The 26,541-nt window shown below is 64.1% G+C and carries 24 protein-coding genes and 2 pseudogenes; 16 read left to right on the forward strand and 10 right to left on the reverse strand.

Annotated elements, in window-relative coordinates; genetic code table 11:
- Positions 1–160: 160 nt before the first annotated feature.
- The 5 genes and pseudogenes from oxlT (ACVWY5_RS11420) to ACVWY5_RS11440 form a co-directional block, all read right to left on the reverse strand.
- Entirely contained in the window at positions 161–1,477 is a 1,317-nt protein-coding gene (gene oxlT, locus ACVWY5_RS11420) for an oxalate/formate MFS antiporter (protein ID WP_028331533.1), read from the reverse strand.
- A gap of 239 nt (positions 1,478–1,716) precedes the next feature.
- Positions 1,717–3,009 carry an oxalate/formate MFS antiporter gene (oxlT, locus tag ACVWY5_RS11425; RefSeq protein WP_028331532.1) on the reverse strand — a complete coding sequence of 431 codons (1,293 nt, stop codon included), beginning with the start codon at positions 3,007–3,009 and terminating at the stop codon, positions 1,717–1,719.
- Between the two features lie 258 nt (positions 3,010–3,267).
- A complete protein-coding gene (locus ACVWY5_RS11430; RefSeq protein WP_167350443.1) occupies positions 3,268–3,405 on the reverse strand; it encodes a hypothetical protein in 138 nt (45 codons plus the stop codon).
- A gap of 56 nt (positions 3,406–3,461) precedes the next feature.
- On the reverse strand, positions 3,462–3,752 hold the full coding sequence (locus ACVWY5_RS11435; protein WP_028331531.1) for a hypothetical protein: 291 nt from the start codon (positions 3,750–3,752) through the stop codon (positions 3,462–3,464).
- 58 nt (positions 3,753–3,810) lie between these two features.
- A pseudogene (locus ACVWY5_RS11440) lies at positions 3,811–4,035 on the reverse strand (autotransporter outer membrane beta-barrel domain-containing protein); the annotation flags it as partial.
- 394 nt (positions 4,036–4,429) lie between these two features.
- Here ACVWY5_RS11440 and napE point away from each other — a divergent pair.
- The 6 genes and pseudogenes from napE (at position 4,430) to ACVWY5_RS11470 (ending at position 11,184) form a co-directional block, all read left to right on the forward strand.
- Positions 4,430–4,618, forward strand: coding sequence for a periplasmic nitrate reductase, NapE protein (gene napE / locus ACVWY5_RS11445; protein ID WP_028331530.1), 189 nt, complete (start codon positions 4,430–4,432; stop codon positions 4,616–4,618).
- Between the two features lie 11 nt (positions 4,619–4,629).
- Complete coding sequence (locus tag ACVWY5_RS11450; protein WP_028331529.1) at positions 4,630–4,944, forward strand: chaperone NapD; 315 nt, start codon at positions 4,630–4,632, stop codon at positions 4,942–4,944.
- Positions 4,945–4,962: 18 nt separating this feature from the next.
- Positions 4,963–7,477 (forward strand): annotated as a pseudogene (gene napA / locus ACVWY5_RS11455) (nitrate reductase catalytic subunit NapA).
- Positions 7,474–7,944, forward strand: a complete 471-nt coding sequence (locus ACVWY5_RS11460) for a nitrate reductase cytochrome c-type subunit (protein ID WP_028331527.1) — start codon at positions 7,474–7,476, stop codon at positions 7,942–7,944. The pseudogene napA and the gene ACVWY5_RS11460 overlap by 4 nt, the downstream one beginning before the upstream one ends.
- Complete coding sequence (locus ACVWY5_RS11465; RefSeq protein WP_028331526.1) at positions 7,941–8,579, forward strand: NapC/NirT family cytochrome c; 639 nt, start codon at positions 7,941–7,943, stop codon at positions 8,577–8,579. Before ACVWY5_RS11460 ends, ACVWY5_RS11465 begins: the two co-directional genes overlap by 4 nt.
- 958 nt (positions 8,580–9,537) lie before the next feature.
- Entirely contained in the window at positions 9,538–11,184 is a 1,647-nt protein-coding gene (locus ACVWY5_RS11470) for an arylsulfatase (RefSeq protein WP_028331524.1), read from the forward strand.
- Positions 11,185–11,336: 152 nt separating this feature from the next.
- Here the strand turns inward: ACVWY5_RS11470 and frc are convergent, their stop codons facing one another.
- From frc to ACVWY5_RS11485, 3 genes are all read right to left on the reverse strand, one after another.
- Complete coding sequence (gene frc, locus ACVWY5_RS11475) at positions 11,337–12,614, reverse strand: formyl-CoA transferase (RefSeq protein WP_028331523.1); 1,278 nt, start codon at positions 12,612–12,614, stop codon at positions 11,337–11,339.
- Positions 12,615–12,677: 63 nt separating this feature from the next.
- Positions 12,678–14,411 carry an oxalyl-CoA decarboxylase gene (gene oxc, locus ACVWY5_RS11480; RefSeq protein ID WP_028331522.1) on the reverse strand — a complete coding sequence of 578 codons (1,734 nt, stop codon included), beginning with the start codon at positions 14,409–14,411 and terminating at the stop codon, positions 12,678–12,680.
- Positions 14,412–14,481: 70 nt separating this feature from the next.
- Complete coding sequence (locus ACVWY5_RS11485; protein WP_050387017.1) at positions 14,482–15,177, reverse strand: GntR family transcriptional regulator; 696 nt, start codon at positions 15,175–15,177, stop codon at positions 14,482–14,484.
- 217 nt (positions 15,178–15,394) lie between these two features.
- On the opposite strand from ACVWY5_RS11485, the gene ACVWY5_RS11490 reads away from it, so the two are divergent.
- The 6 genes from ACVWY5_RS11490 (at position 15,395) to ACVWY5_RS11515 (ending at position 20,610) form a co-directional block, all read left to right on the forward strand.
- A complete protein-coding gene (locus tag ACVWY5_RS11490) occupies positions 15,395–17,524 on the forward strand; it encodes an acetate--CoA ligase family protein (protein ID WP_028331520.1) in 2,130 nt (709 codons plus the stop codon).
- 220 nt (positions 17,525–17,744) lie between these two features.
- Positions 17,745–18,542, forward strand: a complete 798-nt coding sequence (locus ACVWY5_RS11495) for a sterol desaturase family protein (RefSeq protein ID WP_028331519.1) — start codon at positions 17,745–17,747, stop codon at positions 18,540–18,542.
- Positions 18,529–18,906: a hypothetical protein gene (locus tag ACVWY5_RS11500; protein WP_028331518.1), complete on the forward strand. Its 378-nt coding sequence runs from the start codon at positions 18,529–18,531 to the stop codon at positions 18,904–18,906. The genes ACVWY5_RS11495 and ACVWY5_RS11500 overlap by 14 nt, the downstream gene beginning before the upstream one ends.
- 12 nt (positions 18,907–18,918) lie before the next feature.
- Positions 18,919–19,116 carry a hypothetical protein gene (locus ACVWY5_RS11505; RefSeq protein WP_024579640.1) on the forward strand — a complete coding sequence of 66 codons (198 nt, stop codon included), beginning with the start codon at positions 18,919–18,921 and terminating at the stop codon, positions 19,114–19,116.
- A 40-nt stretch (positions 19,117–19,156) separates the two neighbouring features.
- Positions 19,157–19,465, forward strand: a complete 309-nt coding sequence (locus ACVWY5_RS11510; protein WP_028331517.1) for a DUF6166 domain-containing protein — start codon at positions 19,157–19,159, stop codon at positions 19,463–19,465.
- A gap of 35 nt (positions 19,466–19,500) precedes the next feature.
- Positions 19,501–20,610 (forward strand): Zn-dependent alcohol dehydrogenase, encoded by a 1,110-nt coding sequence (locus ACVWY5_RS11515; protein ID WP_028331516.1) that lies wholly within the window; start codon positions 19,501–19,503, stop codon positions 20,608–20,610.
- 6 nt (positions 20,611–20,616) lie between these two features.
- On the opposite strand, the gene ACVWY5_RS11520 is transcribed toward ACVWY5_RS11515, so the two are convergent.
- Both ACVWY5_RS11520 and ACVWY5_RS11525 read right to left on the reverse strand, forming a co-directional pair.
- On the reverse strand, positions 20,617–21,375 hold the full coding sequence (locus ACVWY5_RS11520) for a GntR family transcriptional regulator (RefSeq protein WP_028331515.1): 759 nt from the start codon (positions 21,373–21,375) through the stop codon (positions 20,617–20,619).
- 106 nt (positions 21,376–21,481) lie between these two features.
- A complete protein-coding gene (locus ACVWY5_RS11525; RefSeq protein WP_028331514.1) occupies positions 21,482–22,894 on the reverse strand; it encodes an MFS transporter in 1,413 nt (470 codons plus the stop codon).
- A 365-nt stretch (positions 22,895–23,259) separates the two neighbouring features.
- Here ACVWY5_RS11525 and ACVWY5_RS11530 point away from each other — a divergent pair, with 365 nt between their 5' ends.
- From ACVWY5_RS11530 to ACVWY5_RS11545, 4 genes are all read left to right on the forward strand, one after another.
- Positions 23,260–23,667, forward strand: coding sequence for a hypothetical protein (locus ACVWY5_RS11530; protein ID WP_028331513.1), 408 nt, complete (start codon positions 23,260–23,262; stop codon positions 23,665–23,667).
- Between the two features lie 148 nt (positions 23,668–23,815).
- Entirely contained in the window at positions 23,816–24,595 is a 780-nt protein-coding gene (locus ACVWY5_RS11535) for an NYN domain-containing protein (RefSeq protein ID WP_028331512.1), read from the forward strand.
- A 214-nt stretch (positions 24,596–24,809) separates the two neighbouring features.
- The gene (locus ACVWY5_RS11540; protein ID WP_016842369.1) at positions 24,810–25,199 is read left to right on the forward strand and encodes a DUF1236 domain-containing protein; all 390 of its coding nucleotides are present in this window, start codon (positions 24,810–24,812) and stop codon (positions 25,197–25,199) included.
- A gap of 202 nt (positions 25,200–25,401) precedes the next feature.
- Positions 25,402–26,463 carry a ketopantoate reductase family protein gene (locus ACVWY5_RS11545; RefSeq protein WP_028331511.1) on the forward strand — a complete coding sequence of 354 codons (1,062 nt, stop codon included), beginning with the start codon at positions 25,402–25,404 and terminating at the stop codon, positions 26,461–26,463.
- Positions 26,464–26,541: the final 78 nt, after the last annotated feature.

Genomic DNA, 26,541 nt, shown 5'->3' on the forward strand with positions numbered 1-26,541 from the left:
CATTTTCGACGATTGTGTGCGACCGTGGGCGGCGCAGGCGATCCGCCGCACCAGGCGCGGTGGTATCTGGCATCCCTGTCTTTGGCAAAAAGAAAAGAGGCGCACCGAAATGCGCCTCTGTCCGTTCAGCAGGAAAATTGAGAGTTCAGGCCGTCCTGATTCAAGCCGTTTTGGCGCTCGTCGCGGTCTCTTCCGCGGCGGCAGCCTCGTTGCCGTTGATGAAGGCGCGGCGCATCGGCTTGATCACGAACAGCGCCATCAGCGCTGCGGTGGCGTTGAGCGCGACCGCGATCACGAACACCGCCTGCCAGCCATAGCTGGCGGCAACGATGCTTGCGGCAGGCACCAGGAGCGCTGCGGTCCCCTTCGCGGTGTAGAGCATGCCGTTGTTGGTGGTCGCGAACTTCGAGCCGAAGGTGTCGCCGCAGGTCGCCGGGAACAGCGAGTAGATCTCGCCGAATACGCCGAAATAGACCGCGGTCGCCAGCACGAACACCACCGGGTTGTGACCCCAGGTGGATAGCGTGAGCAGCATCAGCGCGCCGGTACCGAACGCGATGAACATGGTGTGCTCGCGGCCGATGTTGTCGGACACCCAGCCGAAGAACGGCCGTCCGAAACCGTCGAAGATGCGGTCGAGCGAGATCGCGAAGGTCAGCGCGGCCATCTGGAAGCCGGCGAGCGTGACCGGCGTGTTCGCGATCTTGTAGTCGTGCGCGATCGGTGCGATCTGCGCCGCCGCCATCAGGCCGCCGGCCGCAACCATCACGAACACCAGATACATCACCCAGAAGATCGGGCTGCGCAGCACCTGCGGCGGCGTGAAGTCGACCTTGGTCTGCGGCAGATTGAGCTGCTTCTTCTTCGGCGGGATCGAGACCGCGGGCGGCTGGATGAAGAAGGCGAGCAGGAAGACGATCAATCCCTGTCCGATGCCGAAATCGAAGAACGCAGTCTGATAGCCGCTCGCGGCGATCATCTTTGCAATCGGCACCACCGTGAGCGCGGCGCCGGCGCCGAAGCCGGCCGCGGTTGCGCCGGCGGCGAGGCCGCGGCGATCGGGAAACCACTTCAGCGCGTTGCCGACGCAGGTGCCGTACACCGCGCCGGCGCCGATGCCGCCGAATACCGCGGCGGTGTAGAGCAAGGCGAGCGAGTCGGCATAGGAGTTCAACACCCAGGCGAGCGCGATCATGATGCCGCCGAACATGATGACGAGCCGCGGGCCGTATTTGTCGACGAACCAGGCCTCGACCGGCACCAGCCAGGTCTCGGTCACCACGAAGATCGTGAAGGCGAACTGGATCGCCGCGCGGCCCCAGTGGTGCGCGCCGTCGATCGGGTCGACGAACAGCGTCCAGCCATATTGCAGGTTCGCGATCATCGCCATGCAGACGATGCCCATGACGAGCTGCAGCCAGCGGAAGCCGCTGGACGAAGGTTGAGCTTGTGTGACGGCAGTATTGCTGGAAACCATCAAGTCCTCCCGAGCGCGCTGGTCTTGTGACCGAGTGTCGCAATTATTGTGGCGTATCGTCGCAAGCGCTCGGCGGAAGTTGGTATACTATATTCCAGAAAGCAAGCCCTTCATTCTGCTGCAACGCAGCAAATCTGCCCTCCGACGTGCCGGTCCCGACGGCGTCTCGCGGCCGGCAAAAATGAAAAGCGCCCGGCTTTTGGCCAGGCGCTTCGCAGGTTGTGATGGAGGGCGGTTGCTTAAGCCGTAGCCGATTTCGCGACCACGACTTTTCGCCAGGGCTTGAGGAGGGCGATCGCGAGCAGCGAGGCGAGGATGTTGGCGCCTGCCGCGATGATGAACACCTTGTCCCAGTTGCCCGATGATTGCTGCATGTAGTTGGCGATCGGCACCAAGAGCGCCGCGGTGCCTTTCGCGGTGTAGAGCAGGCCCGCATTCGTGGTGGCGAACTTGGCGCCGAACGTATCGGTGCAGGTCGAGGGGAACAGCGAGTAGATCTCGCCCCAGGCAAAGAACACGAAGCCCGAGAGCAGCACGAACCAAACCGGGTCGTGTCCCCAGAGGTAGAGCATCCAGATGCCGATCCCTTCCATGCCGAAGGCGATGAACATCGTGTTCTCGCGGCCGATCATGTCGGAGATCCAGCCGAAGAACGGACGCGTCAGGCCGTTGAGGACGCGGTCGATGGTTGCCGCGAAGGTCACCGCCGTCATCGTCACCGCCATCAGCGTGACCGGCACGCTGTCGACCTTCCAGTCGACCGCGATCGGCTTCAGGTTCGCCGTCACCATCAGGCCGCCCGCGCCGACGATCACGAACATGAAGTACATCAGCCAGAAAATCGGCTGCCGCAGCACTTCGGTCGGCTGATAGTTGCGCCGGGTCTGGATGATGTTGGCGTTCGCCACGACGGCCGGCACCTGTCCGGCCTTCGGCGCCAGCAGGAAGAAGGAGAGCAGGACGATGATGATGCCCTGGCCGAGACCGAAATAGAGGAAGGTGGTCTGGAAGCCGGAGTCCTTGATCATCGCCTGGATCGGCGCGACCGTGAGCGCCGAGCCTGCGCCGAAGCCGGCAGCGGTGATGCCCGCGGCAAGTCCGCGCTTGTCCGGAAACCATTTCAGCGCATTGCCGACGCAGGTGCCGTAGACGCCGCCGGCGCCGATGCCGGCGATGATCATGCCGAGATAGTAGCCGTTCAGTGTCGTCGCCTGCGCGTTGATCGCCCAGCCGAGCGCGCAGAGGATGCCGCCGACCAGCACGACGATGCGCGGACCGTATTTGTCGACGAACCAGCCTTCGACCGGCACCAGCCAGGTCTCGAACAGCACGAACAGCGTGAAGGCCCATTGGATCGATGCGCGATCCCATCCGAATTTCTTCTGGATGTCGGGGACGAAGAACGTCCACCCGTATTGATAATTTGCGATCATCACCATCGCGGCGACGCCGATCGCGAGTTGCGTCCAGCGATAGGTGTCGCTGACACGCGCGGCCGCAGGGGCCGCAGTTGCCTGAACCATGTCCGACATAGATCCTCCCAGTGCGCCCCTTGTCGTTGCTTATGAGCGCGCGACAGCCATCTTGGTATCCGATATGCCAAGGTTCAAGCTGTCGCAGGGGCAGCGCGCGCTTATGCCGCACAGGACTCAGCCCGGGCACCCCGGGAGACTAGTTCAGCGCGCAAGGAAATGGCCCCGAAAATCGGGGCCATTGGTCGAAGGTTCAATGTCAGGTCGCATCTTGCGACGAAAGCTGCATCCGGCGGAGAGCGCCGGAAATCCCTTGGCTTAGAGGCCAAAGCGCGGCAGGTCGCCGTTCCGATTCGAGATCTCCGCGCTCTTCATCAGCAGGCGGTCGATCGAGGCCAGCAGGCGGCCGAACAGGGTGGAGGAGGGCGCGAGCGTCAGTACAGTGGTCTTGGACATTGGTGTCCCCTTTCATTGGAGGCCAGCAATGGGCCGGCTCATCATCTGCAGCCAAACTATGTATACCAGATGCCAGAAACAACGGGTTTGTTTGCATAGCAGCATGCATGACTGTGCAATGCAGCAAAATCGGCAGATCGGCATTCCGGATTGGCGTGGAAGGAAGGGAGCCCGGTGGCGCCGCCGGGGCAGAATTTCCAGCTAAAACTGGCCTTTACCGAGTGATCCTGGACCCGGTCGGCGAGCTGGCCGACATAGGCGATGCCGATGCTGGCCTGCGGCGTAACCCGCTGGTCGAGCCCGCCTTCGACCAGCGCCGCGTTGCGCGCCAGCGGCACGCCGGCCACGGTGAATCCGGTTCCCAGGTTCTGGAACGCGAGTGCCGCCAGTCGGGATAACGTCGCCGAAGGCGTGCTGCCAGGCCACCGAGGCGCGCGGCGTCAGCTGCATGCCGCTGGTGAGGGCGAAGCTGGTGGCGATGCGGGCGCCGAGCGAGGAGTAGCCGACATCCTGGTTGCTGCCGGCGCCGACCAACGCGGCGGCGCCGATTCCGCCGGTCTCGGCAAAACTGTCGGTGCTAAGGTGGGCCCAGGCGAGGCCGGCGAACGGCTCGTGCGCGATGGGAGCGATAGCCCGTAGCCGATCTCGCCGAACACCTGCGCGGTGGTCGCGTCATAGCGGGCGCGCGTCGCGTCGAAGAAGCCGGGGAACACGATCGAACGGCTGGTGCGCCGCGATCGTGATCGCCCACACCACGCCGCCCTTCGCCGGCCTGCCGCCGCGGTGGAAGCTCGGCCTCGAAGGTTCACCGCGGGCGGCGGTGCCGAGGGCGGTGAGCGGGGCCGACGCGCCATCGATTGCGGAGCATCATCGTGCTGCCGGCCCGGGATATGTCCGCTGCGCGAGGTCATTGTGCAGTTTGTTGATCTGAATCAACGTCGGGCGCCGCGCCGCCCTCTAGATTGACGTCCAAGGCAGCGGCCCGGATGCCGTCCCCCCAACGTCCCAAGTGAGAGACACGATCATGGCGGTCGCAGACGGCGACGCAGCAGATGTACGGCGTCGCCGAACGCGAATGGAAATCTTCGCCTTCCTGTTCCTGACCGCCATCCTGATGCCGGGGCTCGCGGTCGCGACGGTGGGGTCATACGGACTTGCGGTCTGGATCTACCAAATGGTGGCCGGCCCTCCCGGTCCGCCCCCGCCGCATTGAGGAGGGGCACCGTGCGCGACACCGCAATCAATCGCCGTACGCTGATCACCGGCCGCGCCTTGACGGCGGAGCGCGTCGTGGCGCCACCCGGCGGCGAGATCGCCAGCATCCTGGTGCAGGCCCGGCCCGAGCGCCTTGATGCGGTCGAAGCCGATATCCTCGCCCTTTCCGGTTGCGAGATTTTTGGCCGCGACCCCAGGGGCAAGCTCGTCGTCGTGGTCGATGCACCCGATGCCGGCGCGCTGGGCGCGACATTGAACACGATCGCTCTGCTACCGCACGTCCATTCCGCCTCGCTGGTGTTTCACGCCATCGACGTCTGCTGAAGTGCCGGGAGGCAAGCCATGACCGAAACCAAGCTCGATCGCCGCCAGATGCTGAAGCTGGAGGCCGCCGCGATCGCCGCAGCGGCCGGTGGAATGCCGGTTGCGTCGGTCGCGGCAAACCTCGTCACCGAACGCGATGCCAGCGAACTCGACTGGAACAAGGCTCCTTGCCGCTTCTGCGGCACCGGTTGCAGCGTCATGGTGGCAACCAAGGACAATCGCGTCGTTGCTACCCATGGCGATATCAAGGCCGAGGTCAATCGCGGCCTCAACTGCGTGAAGGGCTACTTCCTCTCCAAGATCATGTACGGCCACGATCGCCTGACGCAGCCGATGCTGCGCAAGACCAACGGCAAGTACGACAAGAACGGAGACTTCACCCCGGTCTCGTGGGACGAGGCGTTCGACATCATGGCCGAGAAGTTCAAGGCGGCGCTCAAGCAGCGCGGGCCGAGCGGAATCGGCATGTTCGGCTCCGGCCAATGGACGATCTGGGAGGGCTATGCGGCGTCAAAGCTGTTCAAGGCTGGCTTCCGCTCCAACAACATCGATCCTAACGCGCGCCACTGCATGGCCTCCGCGGTGGTCGGCATGATGCGCACCTTCGGCATCGACGAGCCGGCCGGCTGCTACGACGACATCGAGGCCACCGACGCCTTCGTACTGTGGGGCTCCAACATGGCGGAGATGCACCCGATCCTGTGGACGCGGGTGACCGACCGCCGGCTATCGGCGGCGCATGTGCGGGTCGCCGTGCTCTCGACCTTCGAACATCGCTCGTTCGACCTCGCGGACATCGGGATCGTGTTCACGCCGCACTCCGATCTCTACATCCTCAATGCGATCGCCAATCACATCATCAAGACTGGGCGTGTGAACAAGGATTTCGTCACGGCGCATACCGTGTTCAAGCGCGGCCAGACCGACATCGGTTACGGCCTGAGGCCCGATCATCCGCTGCAGAAGAAGGCGACGGGCGCGGCCAAGGCAAACGACGCCACCGATATGAGCTACGACGACTACGTCAAATTCCTCGCCGACTACACGCTGGAGAAGGCGGCGAAGATGTCGGGCGTTCCGCTCAATCGCCTGGAGGCGCTGGCCGAGCTCTACGCCGACCCGAAGACCAAGATCGTCAGCTTCTGGACCATGGGTTTCAACCAGCACACCCGCGGCGTCTGGTGCAACAATCTGGTCTACAATCTTCACCTTCTGACCGGGAAGATCGCGGAGCCCGGCAACAGCCCGTTTTCGCTGACCGGCCAGCCCTCGGCCTGCGGCACCGCACGCGAGGTGGGGACCTTCTCGCACCGCCTCCCGGCAGACATGGTCGTCACCAACAAGGCGCATCGCGACAAGGCGGAGGAGATCTGGAAGCTGCCGGAAGGCACGATTCCGGACAAGCCGGGCTATCACGCGGTGTTGCAAAGCCGGATGCTGAAGGACGGTCTGCTCAACGCCTACTGGGTGCAGGTCAACAACAATTTGCAGGCCGGTCCCAACATCAACGAGGAAACCTATCCCGGTTTCCGCAACCCCGACAATTTCATTGTCGTTTCGGAAGTCTATCCGACGGTCACCGCGCTCGGCGCCGACCTCATCTTGCCGACCGCGATGTGGGTGGAAAAGGAAGGCGCCTATGGCAATGCCGAGCGGCGCACCCAGTTCTGGCACCAGCTCGTCCCCGCGCCGGGCGAGTCGCGTTCTGACCTTTGGCAATTGATGGAATTTTCCAAGCGTTTCAAGATCGAGGAGGTCTGGCCGGAAGAGTTGCTGGCGAAGAAGCCGGAGTATCGTGGCAAGACGCTGTTCGACGTGCTGTATCGCAACGGCCAGGTCGACAAGTTTCCGGTCTCCGACATCGCGTCGGGCTACGCCAACGACGAATCCAAGGCGCTCGGCTTCTATGTCCAGAAAGGGCTATTTGAGGAGTACGCCAGCTTCGGCCGCGGCCACGGCCACGATCTCGCGCCGTTCGATGCCTATCACGGCGAGCGCGGGCTGCGCTGGCCGGTCGTGAACGGCAAGGAGACGAAGTGGCGCTTCCGCGAGGGCTCGGATCCGTATGTCGGGCAGGGCAGAGGCGTGCAGTTCTACGGTTTTGCCGATGGCAAGGCGCGCATCTTTGCGCTTCCCTACGAACCGCCGGCGGAATCGCCCGATAGCGAATACCCCTTGTGGCTCTCCACCGGCCGGGTGCTGGAGCATTGGCACTCCGGCACCATGACCCGCCGCGTGCCCGAACTCTATCGCGCGTTTCCCGAGGCGGTCTGCTTCATGCATCCGGATGATGCGCAGGAGGCCAAGCTGCGACGTGGCGACGAGGTCAAGGTCATCTCTCGCCGCGGGTTTATCCGGGCGCGGCTGGAGACCCGCGGCCGCGACCGGCCGCCGCGAGGTTTGGTGTTCGTTCCCTGGTTCGACGAGTCGAAGCTGATCAACAAGGTGACGCTCGACGCCACCGATCCGCTTTCGCTGCAGACCGACTTCAAGAAATGCGCCCGTGCGCATCGAGAAGGTGCTGCCGTCATGATCAGGAATCTGCGCGTCATTCTGCTCGTCCTGGCGATAGGGGCCGGCACCGGCACATTGGCGGCGCAATCGCTCAATTCCGGGCTGCGCGGGCCGACGCCGCTCGATAGTGAAGGCCCGGCTCCGCCGATGATGCCGACGCGCAACACGTCCGAGCGTGAGGTCAGAAACTATCCCGAGCAACCGCCGGTAATTCCGCATTCGATCGACGGCTACCAGATCGATCTGAACAGCAACAAATGCCTGTCCTGTCACGCGCGTGCGCGCACCGGCGAGTCGCAGGCGCCGATGGTCTCGATTACTCATTTCATGGATCGCGACGGCCAGTTCCTTGCGTCGATCTCGCCGCGCCGTTTTTTCTGCACTGAATGTCACGTACCGCAGAGCGTGAGCAATCCGCCCGTCAGCAACGACTTCGTCGACATCGACACCATGTTGAGCCGCGCGGCTCCGGGCGGCCGTCGATGAAGGCGGCCGACCCGCAAACCTCAAAAGAGGGGCTCTTCCGACGCGCATGGGCCTTCGCGCGCGAGTTGTGGGAAGTGCTAGTGCGGCCGAGCACGGTGTTCGGGCTCGGCGTATTGGTGATCGCAGGCTTCGTCGCCGGCGTTGTTTTCTGGGGCGGCTTCAATACCGCACTCGAGTTGACCAACACCGAAAAATTCTGCACCGGCTGCCATGAGATGCGCGAAAATCTGTTTACGGAGCTGAAGTCGACCATCCATTTCACCAATCGCTCCGGCGTCCGCGCCACCTGCCCGGATTGTCACGTTCCGCACAACTGGACCGACAAGATCGCGCGCAAGATGCAGGCCTCCAAGGAGGTGTGGGGCCACCTGTTCGGCGTCATCGACACCCGCGACAAGTTTGTCGACAAGCGGCTCGAACTCGCGCTGCATGAGTGGGCGCGTTTCAAGGCCAACGATTCACTCGAGTGCCGCAACTGTCACAGCGCGGAATCGATGGATATCACCAAACAGTCGCCGCGCGCGTCGGTGGCGCACCAGCGCTTCCTGTTTTCCGGCGAGAAGACCTGCATCGATTGCCACAAGGGCATTGCACATCACTTGCCCGACATGCGCGGGGTTCCGGGCTGGCAATGAGCACCGGCTCTTGCCGGGCCTCGATCAACGTCCGTGTCGGGAGAGAAGCACACGACCAGCCGACGCAAGCAAAAATGGCCGCGGTTTCCCGCGGCCATCAACGACGTTGAAACGTCGGAACTCACGTGCTTGTTTATCCGATCAGAAGGGGAGCTTCTCATGTTCGCGAGAGCTGTCGCCGTTGCAGGTGCCCTGATGCTGGGCGTTTTTGCCGTAACTACCGATGTCTCTGCACAAGGTGTCGGCAGTCATTATCGTTATGCAGTAGCCCCCTCCGGCAACCTTGCGGTTCGGGGAGCACCAACGACCGGCGGAGCAAGAGCTAATCCGGCGACCGGCCCGCAGTATTTTAATGCCAGCCCGCCGCCCTCCAGCACCCTGAACAACGGGTCGAGCCTTGGTCTAGGTGGTCCTTATACTGGGACCAGGGTCATCAATCGTTAGATGAGACGCCTGCTTGCCGGGTCACCGGACCGAGCGCCAGCGGACCGCGCAAGTCGCCAACGCCGCTATCTCTCCGCATCGACTTGACCTCGGACAAGGCAAGTCGAACGAGGGGATCGCGGGCATCCTCGGCGTCGGGTTCGACGCGGTGTAGGCGCACGTCGAGGCGATCAACAGCAAGATCGATCCCGACGGCCACCGCGCCGCGATCGTCATCGCACACACCACGCCGCCGTTTGCCGACCTGCCGCCGCTGTGGAAGTTGGGGCTGGAAGGGTCAGCGGGCTGACATGTCAGGTCGCTCGCGGCCGATAGCGGCTCGCGCTGACGATGTCGCCACTGATCCAGGACCGGACGCTGATATCGCTGCCAAATCGCATGATGTTCGCCGTTGAGTTGAGGCGCGATGCCCGCCCGGGTTGTATGGCACAAACTGCACATCCGTAACCTCGCTCGTTGCCCTAAGCTGGTCTCACTGCCCCCCGCAACTCGCGTGTGAGATCGGAGCAAGATAATGAGCACTGAGGACAAACCGTCGCCGAAAGCCGTATCCGTAGGCGACCTTGATCGCCGACGTTTGCTGTTGGGGACGTCAACATTGGTCGCGGCGGCCGCGCTCACGTCGGAAGCACTCGGCCAAGCCCAGCAGGCGTCGCCCGCCAGCCCGGCCTCCGGAGCTGCAAGAAAGCCCAACATTCTCTTCATCATGGGGGACGACATCGGCTGGTTTAATGTGAGCGCCTACAATATGGGTGTCATGGGCTATCGCACGCCAAATATCGATCGCATTGGTCGGGAGGGAGCGACCTTCACAGATTGGTACGGGCAGCAGAGTTGCACTGCGGGACGCGCCGCTTTCATCACCGGCCAGACGCCGATCCGGACCGGCCTTACCAAGGTAGGACTGCCTGGTGCCGAACTCGGACTTGGGCCACTCGATCCGAGCGTCGCCGACGTGCTCAAGACGTATGGTTACGCCACCGGACAATTCGGCAAGAACCATCTTGGTGACCGCGACGAACATCTGCCGACCGCGCACGGCTTCGACGAGTTCTTCGGCAACCTCTATCACCTCAACGCCGAAGAGGAGCCGGAGAACCCAGACTATCCAAAAGATCCCGAGTTCCGCAAGAAATTCGGTCCACGGGGTGTGTTGAAGTCAACGGCCGACGGCAAGATCGAAAACACCGGCCCGTTAAATTCCAAACGCATGGAAACGATCGACGAGGAATTCCTCGCGGCTGCCAAGGATTTCATTAACCGACAACATCGGGCCAACAAACCGTGGTTTTGCTATTTCAATTCAACGCGAATGCACATCTTCACGCACCTGAAGGCAGCGTCGCAGGGCAAGACGGGACTCGGCGTCTATCCCGATGGCATGGTGGAGCATGACGGCATGGTCGGCGAGTTGTTGAAGCTCGTGGACGATCTCGGTGTCGCCGACAACACCATCGTGGTCTATACAACGGACAACGGGGCTGAAGTCTTCACGTGGCCCGACGGCGGCACAACGCCATTCAGAGGCGAGAAAGCCACCAACTGGGAAGGCGGCTTCCGCGTCCCTTGCCTGATCAAGTGGCCCGGCGTCATCAAGCCTGGAACGATCGTCAATGATCTCTGCGCCCACGAGGATTTCATTCCGACCTTCGCGGCCGCCAACGGCGATACCGATCTCGTCGAACGGACGAAGAAGGGGACGGCTCTCAACGGCAAGCAATTCAAGGTTCACCTCGACGGATTCAATCTGCTTCCCTTCCTGAAGGGCGACGCCAAGGAATCGCCGCGCAAGGAGTTCCTCTATTGGAGCGACGATGGCGATCTGATGGCTCTGCGGGTGGGGCACTGGAAGGCGACGTTCATGGAGCAACACACCGAAGTAAGTCCACAAGCTCCTCTCGGCGTCTGGCAGGGTCAGTTCACAAAGCTGCGTGCGCCTATGTTGTACAATCTGCGTGCTGACCCGTTCGAGCGGGGCCCGACCAGCATGCTGTATGGCGACTGGCACGCCCACCGGGCGTTTCTGCTAGTGCCTGCGCAAGCGATTGTCGCCAGGTACGTCGAGAGCTTCAAAGAATTTCCACCGCGTGCCAAGGCGGCGAGCTTCACCGTTGGCGATGTGATGGAGAAGCTCACGACAGCGGGACCGGCAAAGAATTGAGGTTCTGAGGACCTGCCGGGACGGCAGTGCCGTCCCAATCTGGCTATGAGGGCCACGTAGCAAACCCGGACAGGACAATTCCTGAAGGTCTGCTCCAAGCAAAAATGGCCGCGGTTCCCGCGGCCATTCGTGTCTTGCTTGAGTGCGAGCCTTTACTCGGCCGCCTGCTTGCGCGGCGGGTCGAGCGCGCCGGAGTCGTGGATCTCGGCGACCTGGTGATCCGAGAAGCCGAGCACCTCGCGCAGGATCTCGTCGGTGTGCTCGCCGAGCAGCGGCGAGCGCTGAACGTCGCTCGGCGAATCCGACAGCTTGATCGGGTTGCCGACCGAGACGTACTTGCCACGGGTCGGGTGATCGACCTCGACCACGGTGCCGGTCGCGCGCAGCGACTGGTCTTCCGCGATCTCCTTCATCGACAGGATCGGACCGCAGGGGATGTCGTCCTTGTTGAGGATCTCCATCGCCTCGAACTTGGTCTTGGTCATCGTCCACTGTTCGATGCGGGCGAAGATCTCGTTGAGGCGCGGCAGGCGGGCCGGCGGCTTGGCGTAGTTCGGATCGGTCTTCCAGGTCGGCTCGCCGATCACGTCGCAGATCTTCTCCCAGACCGGGGCCTGGGTGATGAAGTAGATGTAGGCGTTCGGGTCGGTCTGCCAGCCCTTGCACTTCAGGATGCGGCCGGGCTGGCCGCCGCCGGAATCGTTGCCGGCGCGCGGCACGGCATCGCCGAACGGAATGCCTTCGCCGAACTGGCTGTATTCCTTCAGCGGACCGTGGGCGAGGCGCTGCTGGTCGCGCAGCTTGACGCGGGCGAGGTTGAGCACGCCGTCCTGCATCGCGGCGGTGACGCGCTGGCCCTTGCCGGAGTGGGTGCGCTGGTACAGCGCGGTGACGATGCCGAGCGCGAGATGCAACCCGGTGCCGCTGTCGCCGATCTGCGCGCCGGTGACCAGCGGCAGGCCGTCGCGGAAGCCGGTGGTCGAGGCGGCGCCGCCGGTGCACTGCGCGACGTTCTCGTAGACCTTGCAGTCTTCATACGGGCCCGGGCCGAAGCCCTTGATCGAGGCGACGATCATCTTCGGGTTGATGGCCTGGATCTTCTCCCAAGGGAAGCCCATGCGATCGAGCACGCCGGGGCCGAAGTTTTCGACCAGTACGTCGCACTGCTTGATCAGCGCGGTCAACACTTCCTTGCCCTTCGGGTTCTTGGTGTCGAGCGTGATCGAGCGCTTATTGTGATTCAGCATGGTGAAATACAGGCTGTCCACGTTCGGGATGTCCTGCAGCTGGCCGCGCGTGATGTCGCCGACGCCGGGACGCTCGACCTTGATCACGTCGGCGCCGAACCAGGCCAGCAATTGCGTGCAGGTCGGACCCGACTGGACGTGGGTGAAATCGAGAATGCGAACGCCCTTCAGCGCCTTGGTCATAATGTTTGCTCCGTACTCTGTCTGCCCCTGCACCCGCAGGGAGTGATGGGTTAGGGGGACCTGTTACTTCTTCTTCTGCAGAACGCTCTGCGGATTGAGGTTGCCGATGCGGCCGCTCTCCGAGCCCGCCGCCGGATCGATCACCGCGTTGATCAGCGTCGGCTTGCCGGAATCCAGCGCCGCATTGACCGCGCGCTTCAACTCGTCCGGCGAGGTGGCGTTGACGCCGACGCCGCCGAAGGCTTCCATCATCTTGTCGTAGCGCGAGCCCTTGACGAACACGGTGGTCGCCGGATCGTCGCCGGCGCCGTTGACGTCGGTGCCGCGATAGATGCCGTCATTGTTGAAGATCACGACGCAGATCGGCAGCTTGTAGCGGCAGATGGTCTCGACCTCCATGCCCGAGAACCCGAATGCGCTGTCGCCCTCGACCGCGAGCACGGGCAGGCCGGTCTCGACCGCAGCGGCGATCGAATAGCCCATGCCGATGCCCATCACGCCCCAGGTGCCGACGTCGAGCCGCTTGCGCGGCTTGTGCATGTCGACGACGCCGCGGGCGAGGTCGAGCGTGTTGGCGCCCTCGTTGACGAAGATGGTGTCCGGACGTTCCGCGATGATGGCGCGCAGCGCGCCGAGCGCACCGTGATAGTCCATCGGCGAAGCGTTGCTCATCAGCTTCGGCGCCATCTTGGCGACGTTGTCGTCGCGCTTCTTGCTGACGGTCGAGAGCCAGTCGGACGGCGCCGCGGTCCAGTTCGCGCCCATAGCGTCGAGGAATGCCGACACGCAGGAGCCGATATCGCCGACCACGGGGGCGACGATCTCGACGTTGGAATCCATTTCCTTCGGCTCGATGTCGACCTGGATGAATTTCTTCGGGGCTTCGCCCCAGGTCTTGCCCTTGCCATGCGAGAGCAGCCAGTTGAGGCGGGCGCCGATCAGCATCACGACGTCGGCTTCCTTCAGCACCGTCGAGCGCGCCGCACCCGCGCATTGCGGATGCAGATCGGGCAGCAGGCCCTTGGCCATGCTCATCGGCAGGAACGGCACGCCGCTCTTCTCGACGAAATTCTTGATCGCCTCGTCGGCCTGCGCGTAGGCCGCGCCCTTGCCGAGGATGATGAGCGGGCGTTTTGCGCTCTTCAGCACGTCCAGCGCGCGCTTGACCGAAGACGGGGAGGGGATCTGCTCGGGCGCGGCGTCGATCACCTTGACCAGCGACTTCTGACCGACGTCGGCGTTCATCACCTGCGAGAACAGCTTTGCGGGCAGGTCGAGATAGACGCCGCCCGGACGGCCCGACACCGCGGCGCGGATCGCGCGCGCGAGGCCGATGCCGATGTCCTGGGCGTGCAGCACGCGGAACGCGGCCTTGCACAGCGGCTTGGCGATCGCGAGCTGATCCATCTCTTCATAGTCGCCCTGCTGCAGGTCGACGATCTCGCGCTCGGACGAGCCCGAGACCAGGATCATCGGGAAGCAGTTGGTGGTGGCATGCGCGAGCGCGGTGAGGCCGTTGAGGAAGCCGGGCGCCGACACCGTGAGGCAGACGCCGGGCCGCTTGGTCAGGAAGCCGGCGATCGAAGCCGCATAGCCGGCATTCTGCTCGTGGCGGAACGAGAGCACGCGAATGCCCGCCGCCTGGGCCATGCGGCCCAGGTCCGTGATCGGGATACCCGGCACACCATAGATGGTGTCGATGCCGTTGAGCTTGAGCGCATCGATGACGAGATGGAAGCCATCGGTCAGTTCTTGCTCGGTGCCCGGTGCCTCGGACTTCGTAGCGGTATTCAGCATCGGCATCGTCTCCCTGGTCGTTCTTGTTCGGACGATCTGATTGTCGTCTGAAGCGTGTGAACTTGAGTGGTTAAGTGAAAAGTTCCTGGCCGTGCGCCTCGACATAGGCGGCAAGCCCAAGCGTGTGGTCGCGCGCGCGTTTCTCGGCAAGCTCGGTGTCGCGCGCTTCCAGCGCCTCGATGATCCCGAGATGCTCGGGCAGCGAGGTCGCGGTGCGGTCCTTGCGACCGATCGTGAGCTGGCGATAGCCGCGCACATGCAGCAGCAGGTCATTGGTGAGGTCGACCAGAACAGGCGATTCCGACAGCGAGATCAGCGCCTGGTGGAAGGCGATGTTGGCCTTGGAATATTCCTCGACGTGATCCTGCGGCAGGCGATCGTCGCTGAAGTCCTTGAAGAAGTCGCGCAGCGCCGAAATGTCCTTCTTGCGCGCGGTGGTCGTGATCAGGCGCGCCGCCATGCTCTCCAGCGCCGCCCAGGCGCGGATCATGTCGACGATCTCCGCCTTGGTGCGGCGGACCACGACGATGCCGCGGCGCGGCACGGTCTTCACGAATCCGTCCTGCTCGAGCATCGCGATCGCTTCGCGGATCGGTGTGCGGCTGACGCCGAGGCGCTCGGACAGTGCGCGCTCGTCGAGCATCACCGGCTCCGGCGTCGCGTAGATGTCCATCTTCAGGATCGCTTCCTTCAAGGCTTCATAGGCCTTGTTCTTGAAGCTCGTCTCCGGCGCGATCCGGACGATGGCGATATCTGTGTCAGCCATGGTGGGCGACGCCTTGGTCTGTTTCGGTTCTGGCACGACTCGTCTCCTCCTCTTGGAGACGTCTTCTTAGCAGAAGAAATTACCTTAGATTTTTGGCATGCCAAATACCAGAATGTCAAGCTGCCTATATTTTTCGATCTTTTTGGACCTCGACCGACCTTGACAATTGCGTTTTTGGCATACCAAATGCCACGAAATCTGTCCCAGGAGGAAGCCAATGTCAAATTCGAAGGATGCGGTCCGCAAAATTCTCGATGCGGTCAAGGCCGACAAGCGCACGAGCCTCACCGCGCCCGAAGGCAAGGTGGTGTGCGACGCCTACGGCATTCCGGTGCCGAAAGAAGGCGTCGCTAAGTCGGCGGCCGAGGCCGCCCGCATCGCCTCCGACATGGGCTTCCCGGTCGTGATGAAGATCGTCTCGCCCGACATCCTCCACAAGACCGAGGCCGGCGGCGTGGTGGTCGGCGTCAAGAGCGCCGCCGAGGCCGAGAAGAGCTATGAGACGATTCTGGCCAACGCCAAGAAGTACAAGGCCGACGCCAAGATCGAGGGCATCCAGGTCCAGCAGATGCTGGGCGGCGGCACCGAGGTGATCGTCGGCTCGATCACCGACGGCTCGTTCGGCAAGCTGGTCGCCTTCGGTCTCGGCGGCGTGCTGGTCGAAATTCTCAAGGACATCACCTTCCGCCTCGCGCCCGCGACCAAGGACGATGCCCTGTCGATGCTCGACGGCATCCAGGCGCATGAGATGCTGAAGGGCGTGCGCGGCGGCGAGGCGGTCAATCGCGAGGCGCTCGCCGACGTCATCGTCAAGGTGTCGCAGCTGGTCAGCGATTTCCCCGAGATCGTCGAGCTCGACCTCAACCCGGTGTTCGCCACCAGCAAGAACGCGATCGCCGCCGACGTCCGCATCGTCGTCGACTTCAACTACAAGCCGCGCCCGGCGCCGCGTCCGACCGAAGAGATCGTCGCCGCGATGAACCGCATCATGCAGCCGAAGGGCGTTGCGGTGATCGGCGCCTCCGCCGAGGACGGCAAGATCGGCAACTCCGTGATGAAGAACCTCATCAACGGCGGCTACAAGGGCGAGATCTATCCGATCCACCCCAAGGCCGACGAGATCCTCGGCTACAAGGCCTACAAGAGCGTCAAGGACGTGCCCGGCGTGATCGACACGGCGGTGTTTGCGATCCCGGCGAAATTCGTCGCCGGCGCGCTCGCCGAATGCGGCGAGAAGAAAATCCCCGGCGCGGTGCTGATTCCCTCGGGCTTTGCCGAGGCCGGCGCGCCGGAATTGCAGGCCGAGATCGTCGAGGTCGGCAAGAAGTACAATATCCGCCTGATGGGGCCGAACATCTACGGCTTCTACTATACCCCGGCCAACCTCTGCGCCACGTTCTGCACCGCCTATGACGTCAAGGGCCACGCCGCGCTGTCGTCGCAGTCGGGCGGCATCGGCATGGCGATCATCGGCTTCTCGCGCTCGGCCAAGATGGGCGTGTCGGCGATCGTCGGCCTCGGCAACAAGTCCGACATCGACGAGGACGATCTGCTCGCCTTCTTCGAGCAGGACCCCAACACCAACCTGATCGCGCAGCACTGCGAGGATCTGAAGGACGGCCGCGCCTTCGCGGAGGCCGCCAAGCGCGTCTCCAAGAAGAAGCCGGTGGTCGTGCTCAAGGCCGGCCGCACCTCGGCCGGTGCGAAGGCGGCCTCGTCGCACACCGGCGCGCTCGCCGGCAACGACAAGATCTACGAGGACGTGTTCAAGCAGTCCGGCGTGATCCGCGCCCGCAGCCTGCGGCAGCTGCTCGAATTCGCCCGCGGCGTGCCGGTGCTGCCGACGCCGAAGGGCGAGAACGTCCTGATCATCACCGGCGCCGGCGGCTCCGGCGTGCTGCTCTCCGACTCCGTGGTCGACAACGGCCTGTCGCTGATGCAGATGCCGCCGGATCTCGATGCGGCGTTCCGCAAGTTCATCCCGCCGTTCGGCGCGGCCGGAAATCCTGTGGATATCACCGGCGGCGAGCCGCCGATCACCTATGTCAACACCGTCAAGCTCGGCCTGTCGGACGAGCGCATCCACGCGCTGATCCTCGGCTACTGGCACACCATCGTGACGCCGCCGATGGTGTTCGCGCGCAACATGGTCGAGGTGAAGAAGGAGATGGAGGCCAAGGGCTTCGTCAAGCCGATCGTCGCCTCGCTCGCCGGCGACGTCGAGGTCGAGGAAGCCGCCGAGTATCTCTACCAGCACGGCATTCCGGCCTACGCCTATTCGACCGAGCTCCCGGTCGAGGTGCTCGGCGCCAAGTACAAGTGGGCCCGCGGCGCGGGCCTGCTCTGATCTTCTGAATCTGTCGAATACTACAGGCCGCCCCGGACACCGTCCGGGGCGGTTTTTTGTTATTGGCCGTTCTCGAGACCACCCCAGGCTTTCCCTGATCGGTCCTGAGCGGGTTCCGCGCAGCATCTTCTTTTCCGGACCCGCGCGCGGCTGACGAAGCTTGCCTTCCGCACCTGATGTGCTACTGATATATCAGATCAGAATGACGGAGGACCCCGCGATGGAGTTGGCTGCAACAGGGATGACCGACCGCCAGCGCAAATATCGCGCGACCTACCGCGAGCGCGTGGTGGGCTGGTATAATGGCTGGCTGCATGTCGTGCTGATCTACACGATCGGTTTCACGGCGCTGTACGTCTATCTGGCCAATGTGCATGACGTGAAATGGTGGGAATACCTCACCATTCCCGTGGTCTTCTTGATCGCAAACTTCTTCGAATGGGCGGTGCATCGCTTCGTCATGCACCGGCCCTCGAATGTGCCCCTGCTGCGCGCGATCTACAGCCGCCACACGCTGATGCACCATCAGTTCTTCACCGAGGAGGAGATGCGCTTCGCCGATCATCACGACTGGCGTGTCACCTTCTTCCCGCCCTATGCGCTCGTGGTGTTCACCCTGATGTCGATCCCACCGGCGATCATCGCCGGCCTTGTGATCTCGGCCAACACCGGCTGGCTGCTGATCACCACGACGACCTCGATGTACCTGATCTACGAGTTCATGCACTTCTGCTGCCACGTCGAGGAAAATGCCTTCGTGCGCAACATGCCCTTCGTCAACACCATCCGCCGGCATCATACCGCCCATCACAACCAGTCGATCATGATGGAGCGGAACATGAACCTGACCTTCCCGGTGATGGACTATGTGTTCGGCACCTCCGATCTCAATCGCGGCCTGCTTGGCCACATCTTCAACGGCTACAGCACGCGCTATGTGAAGACCGACATGCGCCGGACGGCGCGGACGCCGCGGGTCGTAGCGAAGGGGCAATCGGTGCCGCATGCCGCAGCTTGAACCCAATCTCGCCGGCCTCGCCTGGTTCGGCCTGCTGTGGAGCGTGTGCTGCATTGGCTTCCTGCAGCTGGCCGGCATGTATCCGCTGCGCGGGCGCGCCGTTCTGCCGGTGACGATGACGACCATAGTTTGGGTGATGTTGCTCGCCGGCACGCTGGCATTCGCGCTGGCCGAATTGCGCTGGACCACAATCGTTGTCGTCGGCGGCGTGCTGTTCTTGTTCTTGCCCGGGCTGTTTCAGGCGCTGCCGGAATGGTGGCGCGACGGACGCGCGGGATTGCGGCTGTCCTGTTGCGCCATGATCGTAGCGCTTGCGCTGCTGGTCCGCGTGGCGGCACCGTCGTTTCACAACTGGATGACCTGAAGGGAGGTCTCGATGCCAAGCCACATCAAGCTCATGCTGTCGCTGGCGTGCCTCGCCACGGCAGCCTGCGGGTATTTTTTCATGGTCTATCTGGGACAGCAGGGACCGAGCTATGCGGTCGCCTTCCTCGGCGTGTTCGCAACCGTCGCGATGTGGATCTTCCCCGAGGTCGTCAAGAAGGACCTCAAGATGCGCCCGCCAGGATCCTGACCGAGCTCCTGATATGATGCTGCAGCACAGGGAGGATCCGATGGCGAGCTATACCGGGGACCGCACCATCGACGGCATTTCGGTGCTGGTCGATGGCAAGCCGCTGTCACCGCATTACGACCAGCTTCGTCTCACCGAACACGGTTTTGAATGGAGCTACGAGGGGCCGGAGCCGGCACAACTGGCCTTCGCGCTGCTCTATGACCATCTGCACGATGCCGCTGTTGCGAAAGCGTTGCACGAGAGCTTCATGCGGCGCGTCGTCGCCAATTTCGACAATGAATGGGAACTCTCCTCGGCCGATCTCGACGAGGCGGTCGCGGCGCTGCGCTCCGGACAGACGGCCTGAGCCCGTGCTGATGCCCCCGGCAGAGAACTCTTGAGATGACCCTGACCTGTCGCGCGGCGGTGCTGCATCAGGGCGGAACGCCGCTTTCCGTCGAGCGCGTATCGCTTGCGCCGCCCATGCCGACCGATGTCGTGGTGAAAGTGCGTGCCGCGGGGCTCTGTCACACCGATCTCGAAGTCATCGACGGATCGTTGCGCTATCCCTTGCCGATGATCCTCGGGCACGAGGCGGCAGGCGTGGTCGAGGAAATCGGCAGTGCGGTGCGCGACATCAGCGTCGGCGATCACGTCATCCTGTCCTGGAATCCGCATTGCGGGCACTGCTTTCACTGCGACCGCGCGCAGCCGATCCTGTGCGAGACCTACCTCGTGCGAGGCGCCGAAGGCGTGCATTTCGACGGCGCGTCGAAGGCGCGGCTCGCGGACGACCGCAACCTGGCGCACCTGATGTTCCTCGGCGCGTTCTCGGAATATGTCGTGCTGCCGGCCCAGCAGGCGATCGTCGTGCCGAACGACATCCCGTTCGACCGCGCGTGCCTGATCGGCTGCGGCGTCATGACCGGCGTCGGCGCCGCGCTGAACGTCGCCGCCATCGGTCACGGTGATACCGTGATGGTCACCGGCTGCGGCGCGGTCGGGCTGGCAGCGGTGCAGGGCGCCCGGCTTGCCGGCGCCGGTGCTGTTATCGCGGTCGACCTCGACGATGCAAAGCTTGGCCTCGCGCGGCAGCTCGGCGCCACGCACGTCGTCAACGCGGCCCGCGAGGATCCGGTCCAGTTCGCAAAGCAGGCGACGTGCGGCCGGGGAGCCGACGTCATCCTTGAGGCGGCGGGCCATCCGCAGGCGTTCCGGCAGACCGCGGAGGCGGTGCGGCCGGGCGGTGAGGTGATCTGGCTCGGCAAGATCGACGTCACGCAGGACGTGAGTTTTCGCTGGGGCGCGTTAATGGGCGAGAAGCGATTTCGCCGCTCGAGCTATGGCGGCGCGCGGCCCCGGCGCGACTTTCCCTTGCTGGCGCAGGCCTATCTCGACGGCCGGCTCAAGCTCGACGAACTGATCACCGGCCGTTGCAGCCTCGACGGCATCAATGACGGTTTCGAGGCGCTGCGGCGCGGACGGTCGATCCGCACGGTCGTTGAGTTCTGATCGCTCTCACAGCGTCGAACGTGCAAAACTCTCGATATAGTCGATCAGGCTGTCGGACGCCGCGCCCGCGGCGTCGACCCGGCGCTCGGCGACGGCTTCGGCGACGTCGGCATGCAGCCGCGCCGCCAGCGGCAGATCGGCCGCTTCCTTGTAATGCTGGTACCAGAACCGGCGCGACAGGCCATGCATCAGGCCCATGGCACGGGAGGCGAACTCGTTGCGCGACGCCGCGGAGATCAGCGTGTTGAACTGGTGATCCAGCCGCATGAACAGCAGGTCGTCGGATTTCTCCGCCGCGCGCCGCATGCCGGCGGCGATCTCGGAGAACTGCGTGCGCTGCTCGCTGGTAGCGCGCTCGGCGGCGCCGCGCGCCATCAGCCGCTCCAGCTCGCGCCGCACTTCCAGCAGGCGCAGCTGGGCCCTGAGGTCGATCTCGGACACCAGCACGCCGCGGCGGGCCAGGATGTTGACGAGGCCGTCGCGCGACAGGCGCTGCAAGGCTTCGCGGATCGGGGTTCGGCCGATGTTGAGCCGCTTGGCGAGCACGAGCTCGGAGAGCGCGGTGCCCGGCGGCAGTTGCAGCGTCACGATCAGCTCTTCCAGCTCGGCATAGGCGCGATCGGTGAGCGTGACGTCGCTTTGCGGAAGAGGGGCCGGCGCGGAACCGCGCGGCTTGTCGCCGGCGGCGGAGGATGGCCGTGCCGGCCGGCGGCTCCCTGCTGTGCGCGCGCGCACCGTGCTGGATCGTTTGCTCGAATTTACCATCAGGATCGTGAGTGCTGCTGTACAGCAGATATCTCACACGCCCGATGGCAATGACAAGGGCGGTCGATCGGCGCCGCGCCGAATCGGACGGCGCGCCGCGCGCCCATCAGTGCGAAATGCTTTCCAGCGTCCGGCCGCGGGTTTCCTCGCCGAGCAACAGCACCGCAAGCGCCGCCACCACGAATGCGCCGGCGCCGAGCGCAAACACGCCGCCTTGTCCGGCCGCCGGCAGGATCACGCCGATCACATAGGGGCCGATCAGCGAACCGATTCGGCCGACCGCGGAAGCAAAGCCCGTTCCGGTCGCACGGACATGGGTCGGGTACAGTTCAGGCGTATAGGCGTAGAGCGCCGACCACATGCCGAACAGGAAGAACTGCATGCAGAGGCCGGCAATGATGAGCTGGGTCTGGTCCGCCGCCGAGCCGTAGAAATGGCAGGCGATCGCGCCACAGAGCAGGTTCATCACCAGCGTCGCCTTGCGGCCCCAGGATTCGACGAGCCACGCCGAGACCAGGAAGCCGGGGATCCCCGCGAGCGAGATCAGGATGGTGTAGAACACCGATTTGGTGATCGGGAAGCCCTTGGCCTGCAGCAGCGCGCCGAGCCACGTGGTCAGGCCGTAGAAGCCGAGCAGGGCGAAGAACCACAGGGTCCACAACATCGTGGTCCGCTTGGCGTAGATGCCCGAAAACAGCGTTCTCAGGCCCGTCACTTCGGAGACGGGGGCAGCCGCCTGGCGCAGCACCGGCGGCAGGTCCTTGCCGCCGAGACGGTCGCGGACCCTGCTTTCGATATTGCGCACGGTCGCTTCGGCCCGCTCGGAATAGCCGTGCGAGGCGAGCCAGCGCGGCGATTCCGGGACGTAGCGGCGCACGACCAGCACGAACACGGCCGGGATCGCCTGCAGGATGAAAACCCAGCGCCAGTCGGCGACCTGCAGCACGAAGTAGGTCAGCAGGCCCGACGCGATGAAGCCGAGCGGCCAGAATCCTTCGAGGAACGCGATGTAGCGGCCGCGGTTGCGCGCCGGCATGATCTCCGAGACCATCGACTGCGCGACCGGAAACTCCATGCCCATTCCGAAGCCGAGCAGCAGGCGGGATGCGCCGAGCGCGGTCGCCGTGGTGGACAGACCGCAGCACAGGCTGCCCAGTCCCCAGAAGATCATGCTGACCTGGAAGACGCGGGCACGGCCGAAGCGGTCGGCGAGCAGGCCGGCGGAGGCGGCGCCCGCGAACATGCCGAGGAAGCTCATGCTGGACAGCAGCCCGGCTTCCGCCGTCGACAGGCCGAAGGTCTGACGGATCGAGCCGAGCACGAAGGTGAGCGCGGCCAGATCCATGCTGTCGAAGAACCACGCTGTCGCGATGATACCGAAGATCCAGCGCTGATAGGAGGTCAGCGGCAGGCGTTCGAGCCGTGCCGCGATATCGGCGACCTGCTGCGCCTGCGCGGTTCGCGTAACGGCGGCCGGAGCCCGGCTTCCGGCTGCTGCGGTGACGTCGGAAATGGTCATTGCTGCCTCCCCAAGTGGACATTGATGGGCTCTTGTCGGCCCCTTTTAATAAAATGTCACACGGATAGCAGTGATATGTCAATTGCTGATCAGGTGCGAATTGGCGGCGCGGGCAGGGCTGCGGCACCGGACGGGGCCGCGGACACATCGGCACGTAGCGCGGTCCTTCCGTGATCCGGCCGACCATCCTTGCCGCGTCGGGCATCCTGCGAAGCGGCATCAAGAGCCGGTTAACGGCGTCCGAGAAATCGGGGGCTAACGGATAATCCGGCTTTAATGGGGAGCCGACTAAACGTCACGTGGTTGCAAGGTGCCGGATGCCTGGAGGTATCCGATGTTGCGTCGGGCGGAGGCGTTTTCCCCATATGTCAGTTCAGGCCGATCTGGATTTTGCGAGCGACGATCGCGCGAGAGCGCAGATCGGCGCGGCGGTGAGCTATCTGCTCAGGGACGCGACCGGCGTCGCGCGTGAGCATGCCGTCGAGACAATTGTCGAGATGGTGCGCGACATCGCAAGCCGGCCGCTCACTGTCGAAGCGGCATCGATTCAGCCGCTGATGAGCGGCGTCACCTATCGGGATTTTGTGATCGACGCCTACCGGCGCGATGTCGATCGCTGGCGCGCGACTATCCGCCGTTCGAACGGCAAGAAGATCCGGATCGCTTCGCCGCCGTCGGTGCGCGACGAGGCGACGACCACAGCGGACGCGATCACCGCCGAGAAGGCCATCGAGTTCGCCAGGCGGGCGATCGACTTGGGCGAGGTGATCTGACCTCGCCGCCTCAAGGCTGGCATCGCCGCGACGTCTTGGCGATGCCGCCTATGCTTGGGACGCGCGATGTGCTCCGATACGACGGCCGCGCCGGTTCCGCGGCTGTCTGCGGAATTGTCCATTCGTCCTGTCCCAACCGAGAAATGCCATGCCTTCCGAACTCCGTTCGCCTCGTCTGGCCGTCCTGATCGACGCCGACAACGCATCTGCAAAGATCGCCGATGGGCTGTTCGAGGAGATCGCCAAGATCGGCGAGGCCAGTGTGCGCCGCATCTACGGCGACTTCTCCAATCCCAGGTCCAAGGGCTGGGCCGACGTCCTGTCGAAGCACGCCATTATTCCACAACAGCAATTCGCCTATACGACCGGGAAGAATGCATCCGACATCACCTTGGTGATCGACGCCATGGACCTGCTGCACAGCGGCCGGTTCGACGGCTTCTGCCTGGTGTCGTCGGACAGCGATTTCACCCGGCTTGCCGCCCGCATCCGCGAGCACGGCATCGACGTGTTCGGGTTCGGCGAGCAGAAGACGCCGGAGAGTTTTCGGCAGGCCTGCCGCCGGTTCGTCTACACCGAGAATCTGCGCGGCGGCGCGCCGAGCAATCAGGATGCCGCCGTGCGGGCCCAGCCGTTGCAGCCGCCCGAGGCCGCCACGCCGATCATCAAGAAGGTCATCAGCCAGATGGCGAGCGAGGACGGCTGGGTCACGCTTGGCGAGGTCGGACGGCAGCTGGCCAATTTCGCGTCGGATTTCGATCAGAGGACCTACGGCTTCCGCACCCTCGGCGAGCTGGTGCGCAGGACCAACGCGTTCGAGATCGAGTCCAAGGGCGGGACGATGCGAATCCGCATCAAGCCAGCGGCTGCACCGCCGCCAAGACGGCGAGCTCCGAGACGGCGAGCCGATCAAAAGCTGCCGGAATGAACGGCGCGCCGCGCGGTCTGTTCTGCACGATTTCTGAATCTGAACCCAGGATGAATGCTGCTTCGGACATTGTCCGGAGCGGCATTTTCGTTCGTGCCGGAATCAAGCGAATTGCGCGCGGAACTGGAGTTGCGCGAGTTGCAGCGTTGGAACCGGAACGTTCTCGTCGCTTGCGATGTTGAGGGGGCATCGATCAATTCGGAGGAGGAGAATCATGAACAAGCGTTTTGCTGTGTCCCTTGTCGCTGCAGCGTCGCTGCTCGCATCCGGTTCGGCCTTCGCGCAGTCCACGACTGCGGCGGGCGCCGCGAACGGTGCGCGGGCCGGCGGCGAAATCGCGGGGCCTGTCGGCGAGATCGTCGGCGGCACGGTGGGTGCCGCGGTCGGCGCCGGCCTCGAGATCCCGAATGCGGTAATCACCTCGATCCCGCGCAACGAGCCGTCGGTGGTGGTGCGTGAACGCGTCGTGGTCGGCGAGCCGCTGCCCGACACCGTCGTGCTGCGTCCGGTGCCGCGCTACACCGAGTATCGCTACGCGGTCGTCAATGATCGCCGCGTGATCGTGGAGCCGCGCACCCGCCGGATCGTCAAGATCATCGACTGATCGCGTCGAGACTTCTGACTACGAACATCCTCGCGGGCCCATCGTCCGCGGGGATTTTCGCGGGTCCCATGATTACCGGCATGGCACCGCCCAGCTTTTTTCATGAAAGGACCGGTTGGCCTGACGCCGCGATCCCCTAGACTGGTCCGCAACGGATGGACGCAGCCAGCGTTCGTCTCAATCAAGAGCAGGGGATGGAAGCATGGGTCGGAAGATCGCGATCGTCGGCGCGGGTGCTGTCGGCGGCTACGCCGGTGCGCATATGGTGCAGGCGGGGGAGGACGTCACCTTCATCGACCCCTGGCCCGCGCATGTCGAGCACATGCGCAAGCACGGCCTGCGCGTCACGCATGCGATGGACGTCGCGGAATTCTCGGTGCCAGTGCGCGCACTCGATGTCACCGACGCGCAGCAATTGGCAAAGGAAAAACCGGTCGATATCGCCTTCGTCTGCATGAAGTCCTACGACACCGCCTGGGCCACCATGCTGATCCGGCAATATCTGGCGGCGGACGGTTATGTGGTGTCGCTGCAGAACTGCATGAACGAGGAAACCATCGCCGGCATCGTCGGCTGGGGCAAGACGCTCGGCTGCATCGCGAGCAGCATCACCGTCAATCTGCCGGAGCCGGGCCATATCCACCGCGGAGCCGGCAAGGGCGGCGCAGCGCACACCGTGTTTCGCGCCGGCGAGGTGCACGGCCGCATCACGGCGCGGGCGGAGGAAGTCTGCCGCCTGGTCGGTTATTCCGACAGCGCCAAGGTCACCTCCAATCTCTGGGGCGAGCGCTGGTCCAAGCTCGTCGCCAACGTGATGGGCAACGGGCTCTCGGCCTGTACTGGTCTGGCGGGTGGCGAGGTGCTGCAAAGCGAGCCGCTGCGCCGCTTCTCGACGCGTCTCGGCAGCGAGGCGATCCGCGTCGGCCAGGCGCAGGGCTATCAGCTGGAAGAGATCCTGCACCTGCCGCCGGAGACCATCGCCCGCGCCGGCGAGGGGGATGAGGCCGCAGCGCGCGTTTGCGACGAGCAGCGCTTCAAGGATGCCAAGCGCACTTCATCCGCACAGCGTCCCTCGATGGGCCAGGACATGCAAAAGGGCCGCCGCACCGAGATCGAATTCCTCAACGGCCTCGTGGTCCGCGAAGGCGGGAAGCTTGGCATCGCGTGTAACGCCAATGCCGCGCTGACCGACATCGTCAAGCGCGTCGAACGCGGCGAGCTCGCGCCGGATCCGCGGCACATCACCGAGTTGAGGTTGAATTGAGCGGCCACAGCCGTCATTTGCGAGCGCAGCGAAGCAATCCATCTCTCCGCATGTGTGGAATGATGGATTGCTTCGCCG

The organism is Bradyrhizobium sp. USDA 3256, assembly GCF_054058275.1.

Bases quoted from the DNA above. Each gene is read 5' to 3' on its own strand.
- oxlT (WP_028331533.1), bottom strand. From the start codon at position 1,477: ATGGTTTCCAGCAATACTGCCGTCACACAAGCTCAACCTTCGTCCAGC.
- oxlT (WP_028331532.1), bottom strand. From the start codon at position 3,009: ATGTCGGACATGGTTCAGGCAACTGCGGCCCCTGCGGCCGCGCGTGTC.
- ACVWY5_RS11430 (WP_167350443.1), bottom strand. From the start codon at position 3,405: ATGTCCAAGACCACTGTACTGACGCTCGCGCCCTCCTCCACCCTGTTC.
- napE (WP_028331530.1), top strand. From the start codon at position 4,430: ATGGCGGTCGCAGACGGCGACGCAGCAGATGTACGGCGTCGCCGAACG.
- ACVWY5_RS11460 (WP_028331527.1), top strand. From the start codon at position 7,474: ATGATCAGGAATCTGCGCGTCATTCTGCTCGTCCTGGCGATAGGGGCC.
- ACVWY5_RS11465 (WP_028331526.1), top strand. From the start codon at position 7,941: ATGAAGGCGGCCGACCCGCAAACCTCAAAAGAGGGGCTCTTCCGACGC.
- ACVWY5_RS11470 (WP_028331524.1), top strand. From the start codon at position 9,538: ATGAGCACTGAGGACAAACCGTCGCCGAAAGCCGTATCCGTAGGCGAC.
- frc (WP_028331523.1), bottom strand. From the start codon at position 12,614: ATGACCAAGGCGCTGAAGGGCGTTCGCATTCTCGATTTCACCCACGTC.
- oxc (WP_028331522.1), bottom strand. From the start codon at position 14,411: ATGCTGAATACCGCTACGAAGTCCGAGGCACCGGGCACCGAGCAAGAA.
- ACVWY5_RS11485 (WP_050387017.1), bottom strand. From the start codon at position 15,177: ATGGCTGACACAGATATCGCCATCGTCCGGATCGCGCCGGAGACGAGC.
- ACVWY5_RS11490 (WP_028331520.1), top strand. From the start codon at position 15,395: ATGTCAAATTCGAAGGATGCGGTCCGCAAAATTCTCGATGCGGTCAAG.
- ACVWY5_RS11495 (WP_028331519.1), top strand. From the start codon at position 17,745: ATGGAGTTGGCTGCAACAGGGATGACCGACCGCCAGCGCAAATATCGC.
- ACVWY5_RS11500 (WP_028331518.1), top strand. From the start codon at position 18,529: ATGCCGCAGCTTGAACCCAATCTCGCCGGCCTCGCCTGGTTCGGCCTG.
- ACVWY5_RS11505 (WP_024579640.1), top strand. From the start codon at position 18,919: ATGCCAAGCCACATCAAGCTCATGCTGTCGCTGGCGTGCCTCGCCACG.
- ACVWY5_RS11510 (WP_028331517.1), top strand. From the start codon at position 19,157: ATGGCGAGCTATACCGGGGACCGCACCATCGACGGCATTTCGGTGCTG.
- ACVWY5_RS11515 (WP_028331516.1), top strand. From the start codon at position 19,501: ATGACCCTGACCTGTCGCGCGGCGGTGCTGCATCAGGGCGGAACGCCG.
- ACVWY5_RS11520 (WP_028331515.1), bottom strand. From the start codon at position 21,375: ATGGTAAATTCGAGCAAACGATCCAGCACGGTGCGCGCGCGCACAGCA.
- ACVWY5_RS11525 (WP_028331514.1), bottom strand. From the start codon at position 22,894: ATGACCATTTCCGACGTCACCGCAGCAGCCGGAAGCCGGGCTCCGGCC.
- ACVWY5_RS11530 (WP_028331513.1), top strand. From the start codon at position 23,260: ATGTCAGTTCAGGCCGATCTGGATTTTGCGAGCGACGATCGCGCGAGA.
- ACVWY5_RS11535 (WP_028331512.1), top strand. From the start codon at position 23,816: ATGCCTTCCGAACTCCGTTCGCCTCGTCTGGCCGTCCTGATCGACGCC.
- ACVWY5_RS11540 (WP_016842369.1), top strand. From the start codon at position 24,810: ATGAACAAGCGTTTTGCTGTGTCCCTTGTCGCTGCAGCGTCGCTGCTC.
- ACVWY5_RS11545 (WP_028331511.1), top strand. From the start codon at position 25,402: ATGGGTCGGAAGATCGCGATCGTCGGCGCGGGTGCTGTCGGCGGCTAC.